Source organism: Brachybacterium rhamnosum, from assembly GCF_039526185.1.
Lineage (GTDB): Bacteria > Actinomycetota > Actinomycetes > Actinomycetales > Dermabacteraceae > Brachybacterium > Brachybacterium rhamnosum.
On the sequence record NZ_BAAAIS010000001.1, the window covers coordinates 38,157 to 54,664 of the forward strand.

The 16,508-nt window shown below is 75.2% G+C and carries 17 protein-coding genes, 1 tRNA gene and 2 riboswitches; of the genes, 10 read left to right on the forward strand and 8 right to left on the reverse strand.

Features of this window, described 5'->3' with window-relative positions; all coding sequences use genetic code 11:
* Positions 1 to 5: 5 nt before the first annotated feature.
* Positions 6 to 69: riboswitch (guanidine-III (ykkC-III) riboswitch) on the reverse strand.
* A gap of 65 nt (positions 70 to 134) precedes the next feature.
* Positions 135 to 830: a TetR/AcrR family transcriptional regulator gene (locus ABD080_RS00200; protein WP_343903239.1), complete on the reverse strand. Its 696-nt coding sequence runs from the start codon at positions 828 to 830 to the stop codon at positions 135 to 137.
* A gap of 118 nt (positions 831 to 948) precedes the next feature.
* On the opposite strand from ABD080_RS00200, the gene ABD080_RS00205 reads away from it, so the two are divergent.
* The 9 genes from ABD080_RS00205 (at position 949) to ABD080_RS00245 (ending at position 9,799) form a co-directional block, all read left to right on the forward strand.
* Positions 949 to 1,773 (forward strand): sugar phosphate isomerase/epimerase family protein, encoded by an 825-nt coding sequence (locus ABD080_RS00205; protein WP_343903240.1) that lies wholly within the window; start codon positions 949 to 951, stop codon positions 1,771 to 1,773.
* Positions 1,770 to 2,894: a Gfo/Idh/MocA family protein gene (locus ABD080_RS00210; RefSeq protein WP_343903241.1), complete on the forward strand. Its 1,125-nt coding sequence runs from the start codon at positions 1,770 to 1,772 to the stop codon at positions 2,892 to 2,894. The genes ABD080_RS00205 and ABD080_RS00210 overlap by 4 nt, the downstream gene beginning before the upstream one ends.
* Positions 2,895 to 3,059: 165 nt before the next feature.
* A complete protein-coding gene (locus ABD080_RS00215) occupies positions 3,060 to 3,737 on the forward strand; it encodes a GntR family transcriptional regulator (protein WP_343903242.1) in 678 nt (225 codons plus the stop codon).
* The gene (locus ABD080_RS00220) at positions 3,734 to 4,930 is read left to right on the forward strand and encodes an MFS transporter (RefSeq protein ID WP_343903243.1); all 1,197 of its coding nucleotides are present in this window, start codon (positions 3,734 to 3,736) and stop codon (positions 4,928 to 4,930) included. The genes ABD080_RS00215 and ABD080_RS00220 overlap by 4 nt, the downstream gene beginning before the upstream one ends.
* A 79-nt stretch (positions 4,931 to 5,009) precedes the next feature.
* A riboswitch (TPP riboswitch) is annotated at positions 5,010 to 5,104 on the forward strand.
* The gene (thiM, locus tag ABD080_RS00225) at positions 5,095 to 5,913 is read left to right on the forward strand and encodes a hydroxyethylthiazole kinase (protein ID WP_343903244.1); all 819 of its coding nucleotides are present in this window, start codon (positions 5,095 to 5,097) and stop codon (positions 5,911 to 5,913) included. Its footprint overlaps the riboswitch before it by 10 nt.
* A gap of 5 nt (positions 5,914 to 5,918) precedes the next feature.
* Complete coding sequence (gene thiE, locus ABD080_RS00230) at positions 5,919 to 6,578, forward strand: thiamine phosphate synthase (protein WP_343903245.1); 660 nt, start codon at positions 5,919 to 5,921, stop codon at positions 6,576 to 6,578.
* Positions 6,575 to 8,047 carry a bifunctional hydroxymethylpyrimidine kinase/phosphomethylpyrimidine kinase gene (locus ABD080_RS00235; protein ID WP_343903246.1) on the forward strand — a complete coding sequence of 491 codons (1,473 nt, stop codon included), beginning with the start codon at positions 6,575 to 6,577 and terminating at the stop codon, positions 8,045 to 8,047. The genes thiE and ABD080_RS00235 overlap by 4 nt, the downstream gene beginning before the upstream one ends.
* A 4-nt stretch (positions 8,048 to 8,051) precedes the next feature.
* Positions 8,052 to 8,558 carry a DUF6314 family protein gene (locus ABD080_RS00240; protein WP_343903247.1) on the forward strand — a complete coding sequence of 169 codons (507 nt, stop codon included), beginning with the start codon at positions 8,052 to 8,054 and terminating at the stop codon, positions 8,556 to 8,558.
* A 113-nt stretch (positions 8,559 to 8,671) separates the two neighbouring features.
* Positions 8,672 to 9,799, forward strand: a complete 1,128-nt coding sequence (locus tag ABD080_RS00245; protein ID WP_343903248.1) for a Mur ligase family protein — start codon at positions 8,672 to 8,674, stop codon at positions 9,797 to 9,799.
* A 58-nt stretch (positions 9,800 to 9,857) separates the two neighbouring features.
* Here the strand turns inward: ABD080_RS00245 and ABD080_RS00250 are convergent, their stop codons facing one another.
* From ABD080_RS00250 to ABD080_RS00280, 7 genes are all read right to left on the reverse strand, one after another.
* Positions 9,858 to 10,205 carry an ICP22 family protein gene (locus ABD080_RS00250; RefSeq protein WP_343903249.1) on the reverse strand — a complete coding sequence of 116 codons (348 nt, stop codon included), beginning with the start codon at positions 10,203 to 10,205 and terminating at the stop codon, positions 9,858 to 9,860.
* Positions 10,206 to 10,390: 185 nt separating this feature from the next.
* Positions 10,391 to 10,463: transfer RNA gene (locus tag ABD080_RS00255), tRNA-Ala, on the reverse strand.
* A gap of 77 nt (positions 10,464 to 10,540) precedes the next feature.
* Positions 10,541 to 11,458 (reverse strand): inositol monophosphatase family protein, encoded by a 918-nt coding sequence (locus ABD080_RS00260; protein ID WP_343903250.1) that lies wholly within the window; start codon positions 11,456 to 11,458, stop codon positions 10,541 to 10,543.
* A 23-nt stretch (positions 11,459 to 11,481) separates the two neighbouring features.
* Complete coding sequence (locus tag ABD080_RS00265) at positions 11,482 to 12,807, reverse strand: D-arabinono-1,4-lactone oxidase (RefSeq protein ID WP_343903251.1); 1,326 nt, start codon at positions 12,805 to 12,807, stop codon at positions 11,482 to 11,484.
* Positions 12,808 to 12,848: 41 nt separating this feature from the next.
* Positions 12,849 to 14,087, reverse strand: coding sequence for an alanine racemase (locus ABD080_RS00270; protein WP_343903252.1), 1,239 nt, complete (start codon positions 14,085 to 14,087; stop codon positions 12,849 to 12,851).
* Between the two features lie 26 nt (positions 14,088 to 14,113).
* Positions 14,114 to 14,980: a hypothetical protein gene (locus ABD080_RS00275; protein ID WP_343903253.1), complete on the reverse strand. Its 867-nt coding sequence runs from the start codon at positions 14,978 to 14,980 to the stop codon at positions 14,114 to 14,116.
* 122 nt (positions 14,981 to 15,102) lie between these two features.
* Positions 15,103 to 15,750: a GNAT family N-acetyltransferase gene (locus tag ABD080_RS00280; RefSeq protein ID WP_343903254.1), complete on the reverse strand. Its 648-nt coding sequence runs from the start codon at positions 15,748 to 15,750 to the stop codon at positions 15,103 to 15,105.
* 38 nt (positions 15,751 to 15,788) lie between these two features.
* Between ABD080_RS00280 and ABD080_RS00285 the strand changes: the two genes are divergently transcribed.
* Complete coding sequence (locus ABD080_RS00285; RefSeq protein WP_343903255.1) at positions 15,789 to 16,487, forward strand: 5-formyltetrahydrofolate cyclo-ligase; 699 nt, start codon at positions 15,789 to 15,791, stop codon at positions 16,485 to 16,487.
* The last annotated feature ends 21 nt before the right edge of the window (positions 16,488 to 16,508 follow it).

A 16,508-nucleotide genomic window follows, 5' to 3' on the forward strand; every position in this document is an offset into this window, starting at 1 on the left:
ACCTCCGTGGCCGTCTTGTCGTGGTGCGGGTACAGCTCCCTCGTCCGCAGGCCCGTCCGGGGCCTCGCTCCTCACGGTAGCGATCCCGGTGCACCGGTGGAAGAAGTGGTGACCGGGCTGACCGGCCGGGGCTCTCAGGACGGCGGGGCGAGCATGACCGCGAAGGTCTCCAGCGTGCTGCGCAGGGCGATCGACGGCTCGAGCAGCCACTGGATCTGGAGACCGTCGGAGGCGGCGATGAGCAGCGCGGCGACGTGCCCCGGGTCGACGTCGGCCCGCACGGTGCCGGCCTCCTGCTCCGCGCGCAGACCCTGCTCGAGCTCCTCCCTCAGGTTCTCGAAGCGGGGGGCGAAGTACTCCTTCGCGGGACCGGTCGCGGTCTCGAGCGAGGCGGCGACGAGGGTCGAGTAGAGCTGGACGAGGCCGGGGACCTCGACGTTGATCTCCGCGGCGCGGATCATCGCGTCGAGCGCGGCGCTCACGCCGCTGCGGTACCCGGAGCTCTCCTCGCGGCGCGCCTCGGCGTGCTGGTAGACGGCGACGAGGAGCTGCTCGCGGGAGTCGAAGTAGTGCAGCAGGGCGGCGTGGGAGACGCCGATCGCGGTCGCGATGCGGCGCAGGGAGGTGCCGTCGGCCCCGCGCTCGCGGAACACCTCGATCGCACGGTCGAGGATCTCCTGCCGACGGGCGACTCCCTTGGAGTACGCACCCGGCCGGCCGATCGGCTCGGGGGCGCGCTCGGCCGGCGCGTCCGACGGCTCCGCCGCATCGGGGTCGGGGGCCGGTGCGTCGGGGTCGGGCCCCGCGGGGAGGGAGTGCTTCGCTGCCATGGACCGCACTGTACCCGGAGAAAACCTCCACATGGAGGCTTTTGCGTGCTAGCGTTCCACCAGCACGCCTCCCCGGCGTGGTTCTCGCCCGATGATGACGCGTGAAAGCAGGTTCCCCGTGGCACTCCCCGTTGCCTCCGTTCAGCTGTACACCCTGGCCGCAGAGTTCACTGCGGACATGGACGGCTCCCTCGACAAGCTCGCGAAGATCGGGCTGGAGAACGTCGAGGCGTTCGACTTCGTCCGCCGCCCCGCGGAGATCCGCGCGGCCCTCGACAAGAGCGGCCTCGCCTCCCCCACCGGACACGCCCCGCTGCTCTCCGACGAGCTGTGGACGCCGGACGGCTCCATCCCCACCCCCTCCAACGAGGTCGTCTTCGAGGCCGCCGCCGAGATCGGCATCACGACCGTCATCGACCCGATGGTCCCCACCGAGCGCTGGATCACCGAGGACGGCGTGAAGGACATCGCCGAGCGCCTCAACGCCGCCTCGGAGAAGGCCAAGGAGTTCGGCCTCAAGGTCGGCTACCACAACCACGCCCAGGAGTTCCTGGCGAGCTTCGACGGCCAGACCGCCTACCAGCGCTTCCTCTCCCTCGTGGACCCGTCGGTCGAGATCGAGCTGGACCTGTTCTGGGCCCTCGTCGGCGGCCAGGACGTCGTCGCGCTCGTCGAGGAGCTCGGCGACCGCCTCGTCGCCGTGCACGTGAAGGACGGCGTGGCCCCGGCCTCGAACCCCTTCGCCCCCGACGCCCCGAAGTTCAACTCCTCGGACCTCGACCAGCGCCACGCCGGCGAGGGCGACGTCCCCACCGTCGAGGCCCTCAAGGCCGCGACGAACGTCAAGTACGCCGTCATCGAGTACGACAACGTGCCCGGCGACGTCTTCGAGGACGTCGAGAACAGCTACCGCTTCCTCGTGGACGGGGGCTTCGTCGCATGAGCAGCCCCATCGGCGTCGGCTTCATCGGCGTGGGCGTCATCTCCGACACCTACCTCGAGAACCTGAGCTCCTTCCCCGACGTCGAGGTGCTCATCCTCGGCGACCTCGACACCGAGCGCGCCCGCTCCCAGGCGGAGAAGCACGGCGTCCCCGCGCACGGCACGGCCCAGGACGTCCTGGACCACCCGGGCGTGCAGGTCGTCGTGAACCTGACGATCCCCGCCGTCCACGCCGAGGTCTCCTCCTCCGCGATCGCGGCCGGCAAGCACGTGTGGACCGAGAAGCCGCTGGGCCTGGACCGCGAGTCCACCGCCGCCCTGCTGCAGCAGGCCGAGGCCGCGGGCCTGCGCGTCGGCTGCGCACCGGACACGGTGCTCGGCCCGGGCGTGCAGACCGCCAAGCGCGAGATCGCCAAGGGCACCATCGGCCGCCCGCTGTTCGCGCAGACCTCGATGCAGTACCAGGGCCCCGAGGTCTTCCACCCGAACCCCGGCTTCCTCTTCGCCCAGGGCGCGGGCCCGCTGCTGGACATGGGCCCGTACTACTTCACGACCCTCGTGAGCCTGTTCGGCTCGGTCGAGAAGGTCGCCGCCGTGGGCCTGCGCGCCTCCGAGGAGCGGGCGATCAAGGTGGGCCCGAACGCGGGACAGACCTTCCCCGTCGAGGTCCCCTCGACGATCTCGGTGCTCACCCAGTTCGAGGCCGGCCAGACCGGCACCTCCCTGGTCAGCTTCGACTCGCCGCTCGCCCGCCAGGGCATCGTCGAGATCCACGGCACCGAGGGCTCCCTCGTGGTCCCCGACCCCAACCAGTTCGAGGGCCGGATCGCCTACGTGAAGCCCTTCGAGTCCTTCGGGGAGAAGCCGCCGGAGCAGGAGTGGATCGAGGTCCCGCAGAAGGGCGTGGTCGTGGGCCGCGGCCTGGGCCTGCTCGACATGGTCCGCGCGATCCGCGAGGACCGTCCGCACGTCGCGAGCGGCGAGCTCGGCTACCACGTGCTCGACGTCATGCTCTCCGCCGAGGAGTCCGCAGCCTCGGGCGAGTTCGTCACCGTCGAGAGCTCGGTGGGCACGGTCCCGCCGGTCCCCGCGGACTTCGACCCCTTCGCCAGCACCCTCTGAGAGCGGCGCCCCGGCGCCGAACCCGCACCGGACCCCCGGGGAGCCCCGCTCCCCGGGGGTCCGCCGCTTCCTCGGGGCACGACGGGCGGCACTCCCTTCCGACCCGGCGTCTCACTCCTCACCCCAATGCATCCCTTGATGCATGCATCAGCTACGGTCGATCGGGTGAACGTCGCCTACGCCCTGCCCTGGAGGGAGCCCGAGAGGGGAACCCTCGCCCACCGCGCCGCCGCCGAGGCCGCCCGCCGCATCGTCGAGGGCGCGCTGCCCGCCGGCGAGCTGCTGCGCGAGAGCGACCTCGCCGAGGCCACCGGCATCAGCCGCACCCCGGCCCGTGAGGCCATGCTCCAGCTCGAGCGCTGGGGCCTGGTGCGGCTGCTCCCCAAGAAGGGAGCCCTCGTCACCGCGGTCACCGCGCGCGAGCGCCGCGAGCTGATCGCCGTGCGCACCATGCTCGAGGCCGCCGCCGGCACCGCCCTGCTCTCCCGCCCCGCGGCGATGCCGGCCCTCGCCGCCGAGCTCGGGCGCCTGCTGGACCAGCAGCGCGCCGCCGCGGAGGCCCAGGACCCGCTCGCCTTCGCCGCCGCCGACCTCGACTTCCACCTCGCCCTCATCGCCGCCGCGGACAACAGCGTCGTCGCCGGGATCTGCCAGGACCTCGGCCCCCGCTTCGCCCGCCTCACCGCCGCCGTCCTCGACGAGCGCAGCGGCACCATGCCCGCCCTCCTCGCCGAGCACGAGGAGCTCGCCGCGCTCCTCGCCGCGAGCGACCCCGCGGCCTTCGCCGAGCGCCTGCGCGCCCACGTCGAGGACGCCTACGAGCTCGACGGGGGCGCACGATGAGCCGCACCGCGATCCGTGCCCCCTGGAGGCTCGTGGTCCCCGCGACCTTCCTGCTCGCCTGGGGCGGCAACCACTTCACCCCGCTCCTGCACGTCTACGAGTCCGTGGGCCACTACGCCGCCTGGCAGGCGAACCTCCTGCTGGGCACCTACGTCGCCGGGCTCGCCCCCGGCCTGCTCGTCGCCGCCGCACTCTCCGACCGCCACGGCCGCCGCCCCGTGATGCTCGTGGGCATGGCCGCGACCGTGCTGGGCAGCGCGCTCCTCGCCGCGAGCCCCCACGTCTTCGCGCTGCTGTGCCTGGGCCGGGTGCTCGCCGGGCTCGGGGTCGGCGCGGCCATGTCCGTCGGCACGGCCTGGATGAAGGAGCTCTCCTCGCCGCCGTACGAGATCGGCGCCCCGGCCGTCGCGGGCGCCCGCCGCCCCTCCCTCACCCTCACCCTCGGCTTCGCCCTCGGCGCCGGGGTGAGCGGGCTGCTCGCCCAGTTCGCCCCGCTCCCCGAGGTCCTCCCCTATCTCGTGCACGGCGGCCTCGCCGTCCTCGCGACCCCGCTGCTCCTGCTCGCACCGGAGACCCGTCGTGTCGAGCGGCCCGCCGCCGGGCACTGGTGGGAGGACCTCCGCGTGCCCGCAGCCGGGCACCGCCGCTTCACGCGCGCCGTGGTCCCCGCGGCGCCGTGGATCTTCGGCGCGGCAGGCGTCGCCTACGCGGTCATCCCCGCGAGCGTCGAGAGCCACCTCGGGGACGGCGCGACGCTGTACGCGACGGCGCTGACGGTGCTCACGCTCGGCACCGGGGCGGTCGTGCAGTCCTTCGTGCCGCGGCTGGACCGCCTCACCGGCGGCCGATCCCTGCCCGTGGGCCAGGCGGCGATGTGCGTCGGCCTGGTGCTCGCGGTGCTCGCGACCGCGATCGGCAGCCCGGTCCTCGGCATCCTCGTGGCGATGGTGCTCGGCGCCGCCTACGGCACCCTCGTCGTCGCCGGGCTGCTGCAGGTGCAGAGCATCGCGACGGCGGAGGATCTCGCCGGGCTCACCGGCGTCTACTACGCGCTCGCCTACCTCGGGTTCCTGCTGCCGACGATCCTCGCCGCGCTGCTGCCGCTGCTCGCCTACCCCGCGTCGCTCTCGATGCTCGTGGTGCTCTGCGCGCTGTGCCTGATCCTCGTGCGTCGCGGCCTGCGCACCGCCTGAGGCTCTCCCCACCGGGGCGACGTCGGCGGCCCGGCCGCGGACGCCGCCCCCGCGCGGGCGACGATCACGTACGGTGGCCTGCAGTGACACGGGGTGCCCGAGGACCGGGCTGAGATGACACCCGTCGAACCTGATCTAGCTCGGACTAGCGAAGGGATGTCGCCATGACACTCGCGCACGCCTCTGCCCCCACCGACCCGGCGGTCCTCGCGGCCGCCCTCGAGGAGGTCCGCTCGCGGGTCCCCCTCGTGCAGTGCCTGACCAACGTGGTCACCACGAACCTCGTCGCGAACGCGCTGCTCGCCGTGGGCGGCTCCCCCGCCATGGTCGCCGTGCCCGAGGAGGCCGGGATCTTCGCGCGGATCGCCGACGGCGTCCTCGTGAACCTCGGCACCGCCGGCGCCGAGCAGCGGGAGGCGATGGTCGAGGCCGTCGCCGCCGCGCGCTCCGCCGGCACCCCCTGGGTGCTGGACCCCGTCGCCGTCGGGACCCTGCCCGTGCGCACGGCCCTCGCCGCGCGGCTCGTGACCGAGGAGCCCGCGATCATCCGCGGCAACGCCTCCGAGATCCGCGCCCTCGCGGGGCTCTCCGCCGGCGGCCGCGGCGCGGACTCGATCGACTCCGCCGACGACTCCCACGAAGCCGCCACGACCCTCGCCCGCAGCACCGGCGCCGTCGTCGCCGTCTCGGGCGCGGTGGACCTCGTGACCGACGGGGAGAGAGTGGTGCGCGTCGCCACCGGCAGCCCTCTGCTCACGAAGGTCACTGGTGCCGGCTGCGCGCTCGGCGGGATCACCGCGGCCTTCGCCGCCGTGGTCGAGGACCGCCTCGTCGCCGCGGTCGCCGCGACGACGGTGCTCACCCTCGCCGCCGAGCGCTCCGCCCGCACCGCCGAGCACCCGGGCTCCTTCGCCGTGGGGCTGCTCGACGGGCTCCACGCGCTCAGCCCCCAGGACGTCCGCGACCAGGCGAAGGTGCGATGACGACGATGAGCACCCCTCCTGAGGTCGACCTCTCCCTCTACCTCGTCGTGGACCGCCCGCAGCTCGAGCGGGCCGGCCACGACCCCGTCACCGCCGTGCGGGACGCCGTCGCCGGCGGGGTCACCGCGGTCCAGGTGCGCGACAAGCAGCTCCCCACCCGGGACACGCTCGCCTTCTGCGCGGCTCTCACGGAGACGCTGCCCCCGTCGGTCGCGATCATCGTCGACGACCGCGTCGACGTGGTCCTCGCCGCCCGGGAGACCAGGGTGCGCCTCGCCGGGGTGCACGTCGGCCAGTCCGACCTCCCTGCGCACCTCGTGCGCCGGCTCCTGGGCCCGGGCGCCGTCATCGGCGTCTCCGCGCAGACCGCCGCCATGGCCCGCGAGGGCGAGGCCGCCGGCGCCGACCACCTCGGCATCGGCGCCGTGCACGGCACCACCACGAAGGCGGACGCCCCCGCCGCGATCGGGGTCGAGGGCGTCGCCGCCGTCGCCGCCGCGACCGCTCTCCCCGCCGTCGCGATCGGCGGGATCACCGCCGCGGACCTCCCCGCCCTGCGCCGCGCCGGGCTCGACGGCGCGGCCGTCGTCTCCGCGATCTGCTCCTCCCCCTCCCCCTTCGACGCCGCGTCGGAGCTGCGCCGCGCCTGGGAGGACGCCCGATGAGCCTGCCCGTCCCCCGCGTCCTCAGCATCGCCGGCACCGACCCCACCGGCGGCGCCGGCATCCAGGCGGACCTCAAGTCGATCGCCGCGAACGGCGGCTACGGCATGGCCGCGACGACCGCGCTCGTCGCCCAGAACACCCGCGGCGTGCGCGAGGTGCACGTGCCGCCGCCCGCGTTCCTCGACGCGCAGCTCCGAGCGGTGAGCGAGGACGTCACGATCGACGCCGTGAAGATCGGCATGCTCTTCGACGGCACCATCATCGACACCGTCACCACCTGGCTGGACGACGTGCGGCCCCCGGTCGTGGTGCTCGACCCGGTCATGGTCGCCGCGAGCGGCGACCGGCTGCTCGACGACTCCGCCGAGCAGGCGCTGCGGGACATGCTCCGCCATGCGCACCTCGTCACCCCGAACCTCCCCGAGCTCGCCGTGCTCGCCGAGCGACCCGAGGCGAGCACCTGGGAGCAGGCCCTCGCCCAGGCGCAGGAGCTCGCCGCCCATCATGCGGTGCTCGTGCTCGCCAAGGGCGGTCACCTGAGCGGGCCGGACTCCCCCGACGCCCTCGTCGGCCCCGAGGGGGTGCTCGCCGCGCTGCCCGGCGCGCGGATCGCGACGCGGAACACGCACGGCACCGGCTGCTCCCTCTCCTCCGCGATCGCGACCCTCCGCGGCCGCGGCGAGGACTGGGCCGGCGCCGTGCGCGGGGCGAAGGACTGGCTCGCGGGCGCGATCGCCGCGGCGGACTCCCTCGAGGTGGGGCGGGGCAGCGGCCCGGTCTCCCACTTCGCGGCGCTGTGGGAGGCGGCCGGCACCCATGTCCCGGCCGCGGCGACGATCGCCGAGGAGTGGTGGGAGGCGGCCGCCGAGCTGCGCACGCAGATCGACGCGCTGCCCGTGGTGCGCGGCCTCGCCGACGGCACCCTCCCGCGCCCCGCGTTCCACCGCTACCTCGCCCAGGACGCGCTCTACCTCCAGGAGTACTCGCGGGCCCTCGCCGCCGCGTCGACCCTCGCCCCCTCCGCCGAGGAGCAGGCCTTCTGGGCCGGGGCCGCGCAGGGCGCCATCGCCGCGGAGACCGAGCTGCACGCGGGCCGCCTGGGCCCCGAGGAGCTCTTCGCCGCCCAGCCCGATGCGACCACCCGCGCCTACGTGGACCACCTCCTGGCCCTCGCGGCGCGCGGTCGCTACGAGGAGCTCGCCGCGGCGCTGCTCCCCTGCTTCTGGATCTACGACGACGTGGGCGCCCGGCTCTCCCGCTCCGGGACGGGGGGCCACCCCTACGGCGACTGGCTCGCGACCTACGGCGACCCGGACTTCCACGCCGAGACGCTCCGCGCGGTCGAGCTGGTCACCGCGTGCGCGGCCCGGGCGAGCAGCCCGGTGCGCGAGGCCATGCGCACGGCCTTCCTGGTCTCGGTGCGGCACGAGCGGGACTTCTTCGCGGCGCCGCTCGGCGGGGGCCGCTGAGCGGATGCGCGGGAGCGACGTCACCCCCGAACCGACGCAGCTCCTCGGCGCCTGGGACCTGACCCGGCGCATCGAGGACCGCGTCGCCGGCGAGCGGATGAGCGTGCGCGGCACCGCGCTGCTCGAGGAGCACGGACCCGGCGAGGTGCTCTGGGCGGAGAGCGGTGAGCTGCGGCGCGAGGACGGCCGCCGCAGCCCCGTCACCCGCACGCTGCGCATCCTGCGCGGGGACGACGGCTGGACGGTGCACCTGCCGGACGGCTCCCCCTTCCACCGCTGGCAGGCGCGCTCGCCGCTCGTGCACCTGTGCGGGGCGGACGTCTACCGGGGCCGGCTCGAGCTGCCGGACGAGGATCGCTGGGCCCTCACCTGGCAGGTGCGCGGGCCGCACAAGGACCTGCTGCTCGTGAGTGAGCTCGAGCGGCCCGCGGGCCGGTCCCCCGCGATCCCGGCGCACCGGCCCGGCGACGACGGGACCGCCCGGGGGCTCCCGCCCTCCGCGAGGCCGTGATGGGATGGGGCCGGGACGGCGTGCGTCGGCGTCCTGGTCCGTTCGACGACGGCAGGGGGCGGCACATGCTGCGAGGGGTGGAGATCACGCCGGGAGCACCGAGGATCAGCGCGGTGACCGGCACCAACGGGAAGACCAGCGTCGCGAGCGCGACGGTGCAGCTGATGCGCGCCGCGGGGTGGGCGGCGGCCGGCGTGGACTCGCTCGGCGTCGCCCACGTCAACGGCACACGGGAGCCCACCCGCTTCCGGAAGTCGCCCGACCACCTGCCCGCGATCATCGCGGAGGAGTCCCGCGACGGGGCGGAGGCGGTGTCCCTCGAGGCGTTCGTCGGGATCCTCAAGGACGGCCTGCTGGACCGGGTCACGGTGGACGTCGCCGTGAGCACCGGGATCGAGAGCGATCACCTCGACACCCTCGGCTCGCTCGAGGCGTACCGCGCCGCGAAGCTGCGTCTGTTCACGGAGCATCTGCGCCCGGACGGACTCGCCGTCGTCGCGACGGACAGCGCCCACGGGGAGCTCGTCGCGGAGGCCGTCGCGCGCCGCGGGGCGCACCTGGTGACCGTCGGCGCGGGCGGCGACGTGGAGCTGCTCGAGGCCGTCGAGGAGTCCGGTGCGCTGCGGGGCCGGCTGCGGATCGGGGACGGGACGTGGGAGGCCGAGCTGCCCACGGTGCACGCGGTCGCGGTGACGAACCTGCTGCTCGCGGCGACCGCCGTCATCGCCCTCGGCGGGGACCCGGGCGCGGTCGTCGAGGGCCTCGCCCGGGTGTCGCCGCCCCCGGGGCGGCTCGAGGTGATCGGCGAGCGCGAGGGCGTGCGCGCCATGGTGGACACGGCGCACAACCCCGGGGCGCTGCGGGCGGCCCTGCGCAGCGTGCGCGAGCGCACCGCGGGGCGTGTGCTGCTCGTGGTCGGCGCGGGCGGCGAGCGGGACCGCTCCAAGCGACCGGAGATGGGCGCGATCGCCGCGGAGCTCGCGGACCTCGTGGTGCTCACGGACGACAACCCGCGCCGCGAGCCGCCCGCACGGATCCGCGCCGAGGTGCGCGCCGGCTGCCCGGACTGCATCGAGGTACCGTTCCGGGCCGATGCGATCCGGGCGGCGCTCGCGATGGCCCACCCCGGGGACACGGTGCTCGTGGCCGGCAAGGGTGACGAGACCGAGCAGCTCGTGGGCACGCGCCGGCTGCCGCACGACGACCGCGCGCTGCTGCGGGCCTGGGTCGACGGAGCCTGAACGACCTGCGGCGCCCGCCGGGAGGGCGGGCGCCGCACGTCAACGGGGTCGAGCAGGGTCAGACGAGGCCGATGCCGCCGTCCGGGTCATAGCCGCCATCGGGGTCGTAGCCGCCGTCCGGGTCGTAGCCCCCGTCCGGGTCGTAACCCCCGTCCGGGTCATACCCGCCGTCCGGGTCATAGCCGCCGTCCGGGTCATACCCGCCGTCCGGGTCATACCCGCCGTCCGGGTCATACCCGCCGTCCGGGTCATACCCGCCGTCCGGGTCATAGCCCCCGTCCGGGTCATAGCCCCCGTCGGGGTCGTAACCCCCGTCCGGGTCGTACCCGCCGTCCGGGTCGTAACCCCCGTCCGGGTCGTAGCCACCATCCGGGTCGTACGGGGAGGTCAGATCAGCGTCGGTCATGGGGTCTCCTTGCTCTCGTCGGGGTGGTGCACCTGTGATCCAACGCGCTCCGCGGCCGACACGCCAGGGAATCCGCGAACTTTTCCGGACAGGTGCCGATCTCGGTCGCGAACCTGCAGCGAGGAGAGGACGGGGGACGACGAAGGGCCCCGGCGAACCGGGGCCCTTCGACTGATGAAATTTTGTGGAGCTAGGGGGATTCGAACCCCCGACCTTCTCATTGCGAACGAGACGCGCTACCAACTGCGCCATAGCCCCATGTCAACGAGCGACTCGAGAAGGTTAGCACTGCCGGGAGGGTGCTCGCACACCAGGTCAGCCGCCGTTGACGAGGATCACACGCGCGCGCTCGCGGCGCCGGCGGCCCGAGCCTCGCGTGCCGCCTGCAGCTCGTCCTGCAGGCGGTCGAAGACCTCGATCCGCTCCTGACCGGTGCAGGCGACGTACGCGGGCTGGTGGTGCGCGGGGAGCCGGGGGTCGCCCAGCGCGGGCCAGGTGCGCAGGGATCCGCCGGCGCGCTCGAGGATGTGGAAGCCGGCGGCCACGTCCCAGGCGTTGATGGAGCCGAGGCCGGTGGCGTCCGCCCAGCCGGCGGCGACGTAGGCGAGCTCGATCGCGGCGGAGCCCAGGTGCCGCACGGCGGAGACGCCCACGTGCAGGTCGGTCGCGGCGCGGGCGGCGACCTCCGGCTCCTCCTCGATGATGCGCTGGCTCGGGAAGCCGGTGACGAGCAGGGCGTCCGCCGCGGCGTGGGTGGCCCGCGGCGTGATCTCGCGGCCGTTGAGCGCGGCGGGGCCGTCAGCCGCGGTGAAGACCTGCTCGAGGATCGGCACGTCGATCACCCCGGCGACGAGACGCTCCTGCTCCCCCGCGCCGACGGCGACGCCGATCGAGACGCAGAACAGCGGCAGCCCCGCGGCGAAGTTGCTCGTGCCGTCGATCGGGTCGACGTAGAAGCTGACCTGCTCCGGGCCCGCCTGGGCGGCGGTGCGCTCGCCGCCCTCCTCCCCCACGATCCGGCAGCTCGGCAGCGCCGTGCGCAGGGAGGCGACGATGATCTCCTCACTGCGCTTGTCGTGCTCGGTGACGATGTCGTGGCTGGACGTCTTGTACTCGCGGGCGAGGTGGTCGCGGTCCAGGGAGCGGATGTACTCGGCGGCCTCATGGGCGGCCGCGACGGCGATCGCGAGCAGCTCCTGCGGGGCGGGCACGGCGGGGACGGTGGGCACGGGGGCGGGGGTCTCGGCGTTCATCACCGCCAGCCTACGAGTCCAGCTCAGAGACGGGAACCGGCTCCCAGCAGGTGGCGCAGGTAGGGGGTGAGGAGCAGGTCCTGCGGGTCCGCCGCGGCGCGCACGGCGGTGAAGTCGGCGAGGCGCGGGTGGAGGGCGTGCAGCTCCCGTGCGCCGAGCCAGTGCATCTTGCCCCAGTGGGGCCGGGCGGCGAAGGGGGCGAGGGTGCGCTGGACGAGCAGGAGGTAGGGGCCGGGGTCCTCGCGGTGGTAGCGGTGCGCGGCGAGGTAGACGGTGTCGCGGCCGTGGGCGGTGGAGAGCCAGACGTCGTCCGCGGCGGCGCGACGGATCTCGAGCGGGAAGGTGACGCGCACGTGCTCCTCCTCGAAGCGGCGGCGCAGCGCCGCGAAGGCCTCCTCGAAGCGCTCCGCGGGGATCGCCCACTCCGACTCGTGGAAGCGCACGCGGCGCGGGGCGGCGTAGACGGCGGCGGAGTCGTCCGTCATCGGGGAGCCGGCGAAGACCCGGGAGGCGATCTCGCCGACGGGCCTGCTGAGCGCCGGGGCCGTGCTCGCCGCGCGGCACAGCAGCTCCCAGGCGCCGTTGCCGAGCACCTCCCGCTGCAGGAGGTCCGCGGCGCGCCCGGGGCGGTGCACGGGGGCGTCGGCGGGCAGGCGCACGCTGCTGCGCACGGTCGCGCGGTCGGTGCGCGGGAACCAGAAGAACTCGTGGTGGTCGACGGCGGCGGACTGCTCGATGAACCCGCCGACGGTCTCCGCGAGCGGGCGCGTCGCCTCGGTGAGCGCGAGCCGGTAGCGCGGCACGCACTGCAGCGTCACCTCGAGCACCACCCCGATCGCGCCGAGGCCCAGGCGGGCGGCGTGGAACAGGTCAGGGTCCCGCTGCGGGGAGGTCTCGACGACGGAGCCGTCGGCGAGGGCGAGGCGGAGCGCGCGCACCGTGCCGGAGAAGCCGGTGAAGGCGGCTCCGGTGCCGTGGGTGCCGGTCTGGATCGCGCCGGCGATCGACTGCCGGTCGATGTCCCCCATGATCTCGAGGGCGAGACCGTGGGGCGCGAGGAGGCCCGCGACCTCCCACAGCCGGGTGCCGCCGCGCAGGGTCACGAGGCCCGTCGTGGGATCCGCGCCGACGAGGCCCCGGTGCCGGTCCAGGGAGACGAGCACGCCGTCGGTCGCGGCGAGCGGGGTGAAGGAGTGCCCGCCGCCCACGACCCGCAGCGTGGTGCCGAGCGTGCGGGCGAGGGCGATCGCGTCGAGGACCTCCTCCTCGCTCGCGGGCGTGAGCACCTGCTGCGGGGTCCAGCGGTGGGCGCCGCTCCAGGTGCGGTGCGGGACGGGCGGCATGCGCATGCGGGGCTCCTTCGCTCCGGGTCGGTCGGGAGGTCAGCGGCTCACAGGAACACGGCGCCCTCGCCGCGGTAGGTGGGCAGCCAGCCCTGGACGCGGATCGGGTCCGCGTCGGTGCCCGCTCCGGCCACGAGGACGTAGCCGTTCGTGTGCTCGGCGGGCTCGCCGGCCTTCGCATGGCGCAGCCACACGGTGTCCCCCACCCGGAGCCGCTCGGCCTCGGGGCCGAGCACGGGGGTCTGCACCTCGCCGGCGGCCTCCTGCGGGGCGAAGCGCAGACCGGCAGGGTGCGCGATCGTGGGCAGGCGGTCCGGCCCGGGCGGCCCGCTCGCCACCCACCCGCCGCCCAGCAGCGTCGCGACCTCCCGCGCGGGACGACGGACCACGGAGAGCCCGAGGTGGAGGGCGGGGCGCGGGGTGAAGTCGCGGTAGCCGTCGAACAGGCCGGGGCCGATGAGCCCGGACCCGGCGGCGACCTCGGTGACGGCGGGCTCCGCGGCGGTGGACTCGAGCGAGCCGGTGCCGCCGCCGTTGACGAGCTCGAGATCCGCCACCTCGCGCACCGCCGCGACCGCCTCGGCCCGCCGACGGGCGACGTCCGGGCGGGAGAGGCGCTTCATCGTGCGCACGGCGGCGCCGTAGGGTCCGCGGGCCGTGTCGGTGACCCCGGCGATCTGCCCCTCGTAGGCCATCATCCCCACGAGCCGCAGCGCGGGCCGGGCGGCGATCTCCCGGGCGAGGGCCGCGGCCTGCTCGGCGGTGCGCACCGGGGAGCGGTGGGCGCCGAACCGCAGCCCGGGCGCGGGGGCGTAGGAGACGTCGAGCTCGATCGCGACGCGAAGCGGGGGCCGGTCGCGCCCGGGGCGGAGGTCCCGTGTCGCGGCGACCATCATGTCCAGCTGGGCGGTCCCGTCGACCATGAGGGTCACGGCCTCGAGGGTGCCGGGGAGCATGCACAGGCTCCGGATCACGCCGATCTCCGCCGTCGGGTACGCGAGCAGCACGTCGTCGACCCCGCGCTGCACGAGCCAGAGCGCCTCGGGGAGGGTGAAGGCGAGCACGCCGCGGGTCGCCGGATGGGCGAGGGCCCGCTCGAGCAGGCCGCGCACGCGCAGGGACTTCGAGGCGATGCGGATCGGGGTGCCGCCCGCACGGCGGGCGAGGTCCTCGAGGTTCGCGTCGAAGGCGTCGAGGTCGAGGACGGCGATCGGCCGCTCGCGGTACCCCTCGTCGTCGAGGGCGCGGGCGATCGCGGCGATCCGCGGGCCGGCGGCGGTGGTCATCAGGTGACCTGGGAGATGGTTCCGGGTCAGGCCCGACGGCGGGCGAGGACCTCGTCGAGGCCCAGGTCCATCGCGGGGGCGGGCGCGACCTCGTCCGCCGCCTCGATCGCCTCGACGCCGTCGCGCTCGAGCGGCACGGCCGAGGCCCGCAGGGACTCGCGGTGCGCGGCGTGGCGGCTCGCGAGGTCCTCGACCTCTCCGCGCAGGGCGTAGGTGGGGCGCGGCACGGGCCGCGGCGTCCACTCGCCCGGGGCGGAGACGAGCTCCTGGGCGCGATCGGCGGTGTCCTGCAGCGGGGTGCGCGCGGGCAGCTCGGGGGCGGGACGCGGGGCCGACGGGGCGGGCCGCGACGCGCGGGCGGCGGCCTCGGCGTGATCGGCCTCCTCGAGACGGGCGAGCGCGGCGGCACGGCGGGCGCGGGTGCGGCGCTCGAGCTCGGCCCGGCGCAGCCCCACGACGTACGCGGCGAGCACCACCGCGGCCAGCAGCGGGAGCACCCAGTGGACCGCGCCGAGCACGACGCCCGCGGTGAGGCCCAGCACCGCGAGGCCGAGCACCACGAGCGCGGCCTTCATGGCGCCGCGGCGGCGGGTGCTCTCGACGAGCGGGTCCACCCGCTCCCCCGGCGTCGCGTCGAAGCGGGGGCGGCTGGTGGGATCGGCGGGACGCAGCAGCAGACGGTCCTGGGTCATGGGGGGACTCACCTCACGGGACGTACGACGGGAGTGGACGGCCGCGGAGAGGTCACGGGACTTCGCGTCGACGGGAGCGGACTCGGTCCGGCGGGCTCGGCCCATCACGTCGCGGCGGCCGGCGGTGCGCGGCAGGGCGTACAGCACCCACAGCAGCAGCAGGAGGGCGAACAGCACGGCGCCGAGGTTGATGGACTCCACGAGGACAAGCGTAATGACACTCTTGTGATTCAGCTGGTCACGCGCTGGGCGTGTCGGGCATCGAATCGATCGGGAGCACCGCCGGCCGGCCCTGCCGGAGCACGGTCGAGCGGTGGGCCCGCTCAGGCGAGGCGCCGCACGTGCGGCGGATGCTCGCGGTGCAGTCGCGCGAGGATGCCCTTCCCTCCGCGGGGATCGTGCTCCTCGCCGATCTCCCCGGCCTCCTCCGCGGTCATCGCGAAGACGAGATGGTCCCGCCAGGCGCCGTCGACGTGGATCGCACCGCGACGCAGCCCCTCCTCGCGCAGGTGGAGCTTCTCGACCACGCGCAGGCTCGCCGTGTTCTCCGGGCGCACGGTCATCTCGACCCGGTGCATGCCCATCTCGACGAACAGGTGGTCCATGAGGAGCGCGGCGGCGCGCGGGACCAGGCCCCGGCCCGCGGCACCCTCGTCGATCCAGTAGCCCAGGACCGCGGTGCGCAGCGCCCCGTACTGAAGCGGGCCCGCGGTGATCTGCCCCAGCATGCGGCCGTCGACGGTGATGACGAGCGGCACCGCGAGCCCCTGTCGCGCCTGCGACTCGCTCCAGCGGCGCAGCGCCGTGAAGCCGGGCGGGCGGCCGGGCCGGGTGGGATCCGTCGCGTCCCAGGGGCGGAGCCACTCGTGGTTGCGGGCGCGCAGGCCCTCGTGGACGAAGCGGTCACGGCGGCGCAGCGGGCGCAGGACGAGCTCCTCGTCGCGCAGGGTCAGCGGCCACACGTGCACCATCGCGCCATCGTAGACGCGATCTGTGTCACCCTGGCGCGATGGTGGACGACAGCGGCACCGGGGATCCCGCGCACGGCGCGGAGAGCGGCGAGGACGCACCGCAGGAGGTCAAGCGGCGACTGCGCCGAGCCCTGCGCGGCGCACGCCGCGCGCGCTACGCCGGGGACGCGGGTGCACGGCGGCGCGAGGAGGAGGCCTCGCGGATCCTCGCGGCGGCGTCCGGCATCGTCGCGGATGTCGCGGAGGAGGTCGCCCGCGCGGACCGGGACCCGGTCCTCGTCGCCTGCTTCCGGCCGCTCCCCACGGAGGCGGACGTCATGCCGCTCGCCCGTGCCCTCGCGGAGGCGGGCGCGGGGATCCTCTTCCCGGTCGCGACGGGCGGCGAGGAGCTCGACTGGGTCCTGTGGGACGAGGACGAGACGGCCTTCGCCCCCTCCCCCGCCGACGGCTTCGGGGCGGAGCCCACCGGGGACCGGCTCGGCGCGGGGGCGCTCGCCACGACGCACCTCGTGCTCGCGCCGGCGCTCGCGGTGGACCGCTCGGGGACGCGGCTCGGGCACGGCGGCGGGTACTACGACCGGGCGCTCGCCCCGGCGCGGGTCCGCGTGGTCGCCGTCGTGCATCCGACCGAGGTCCTCGCCGCAGGCGCACTGCCCCGGGAGGGCTTCGACCGACCTGTGGCCGAGGTGCTCACGGCGGAGGGTCTCGAGCGCGTGGGGGACGGCACAGGGGCGTGAGCACGCCGCGGTCGTAGAATC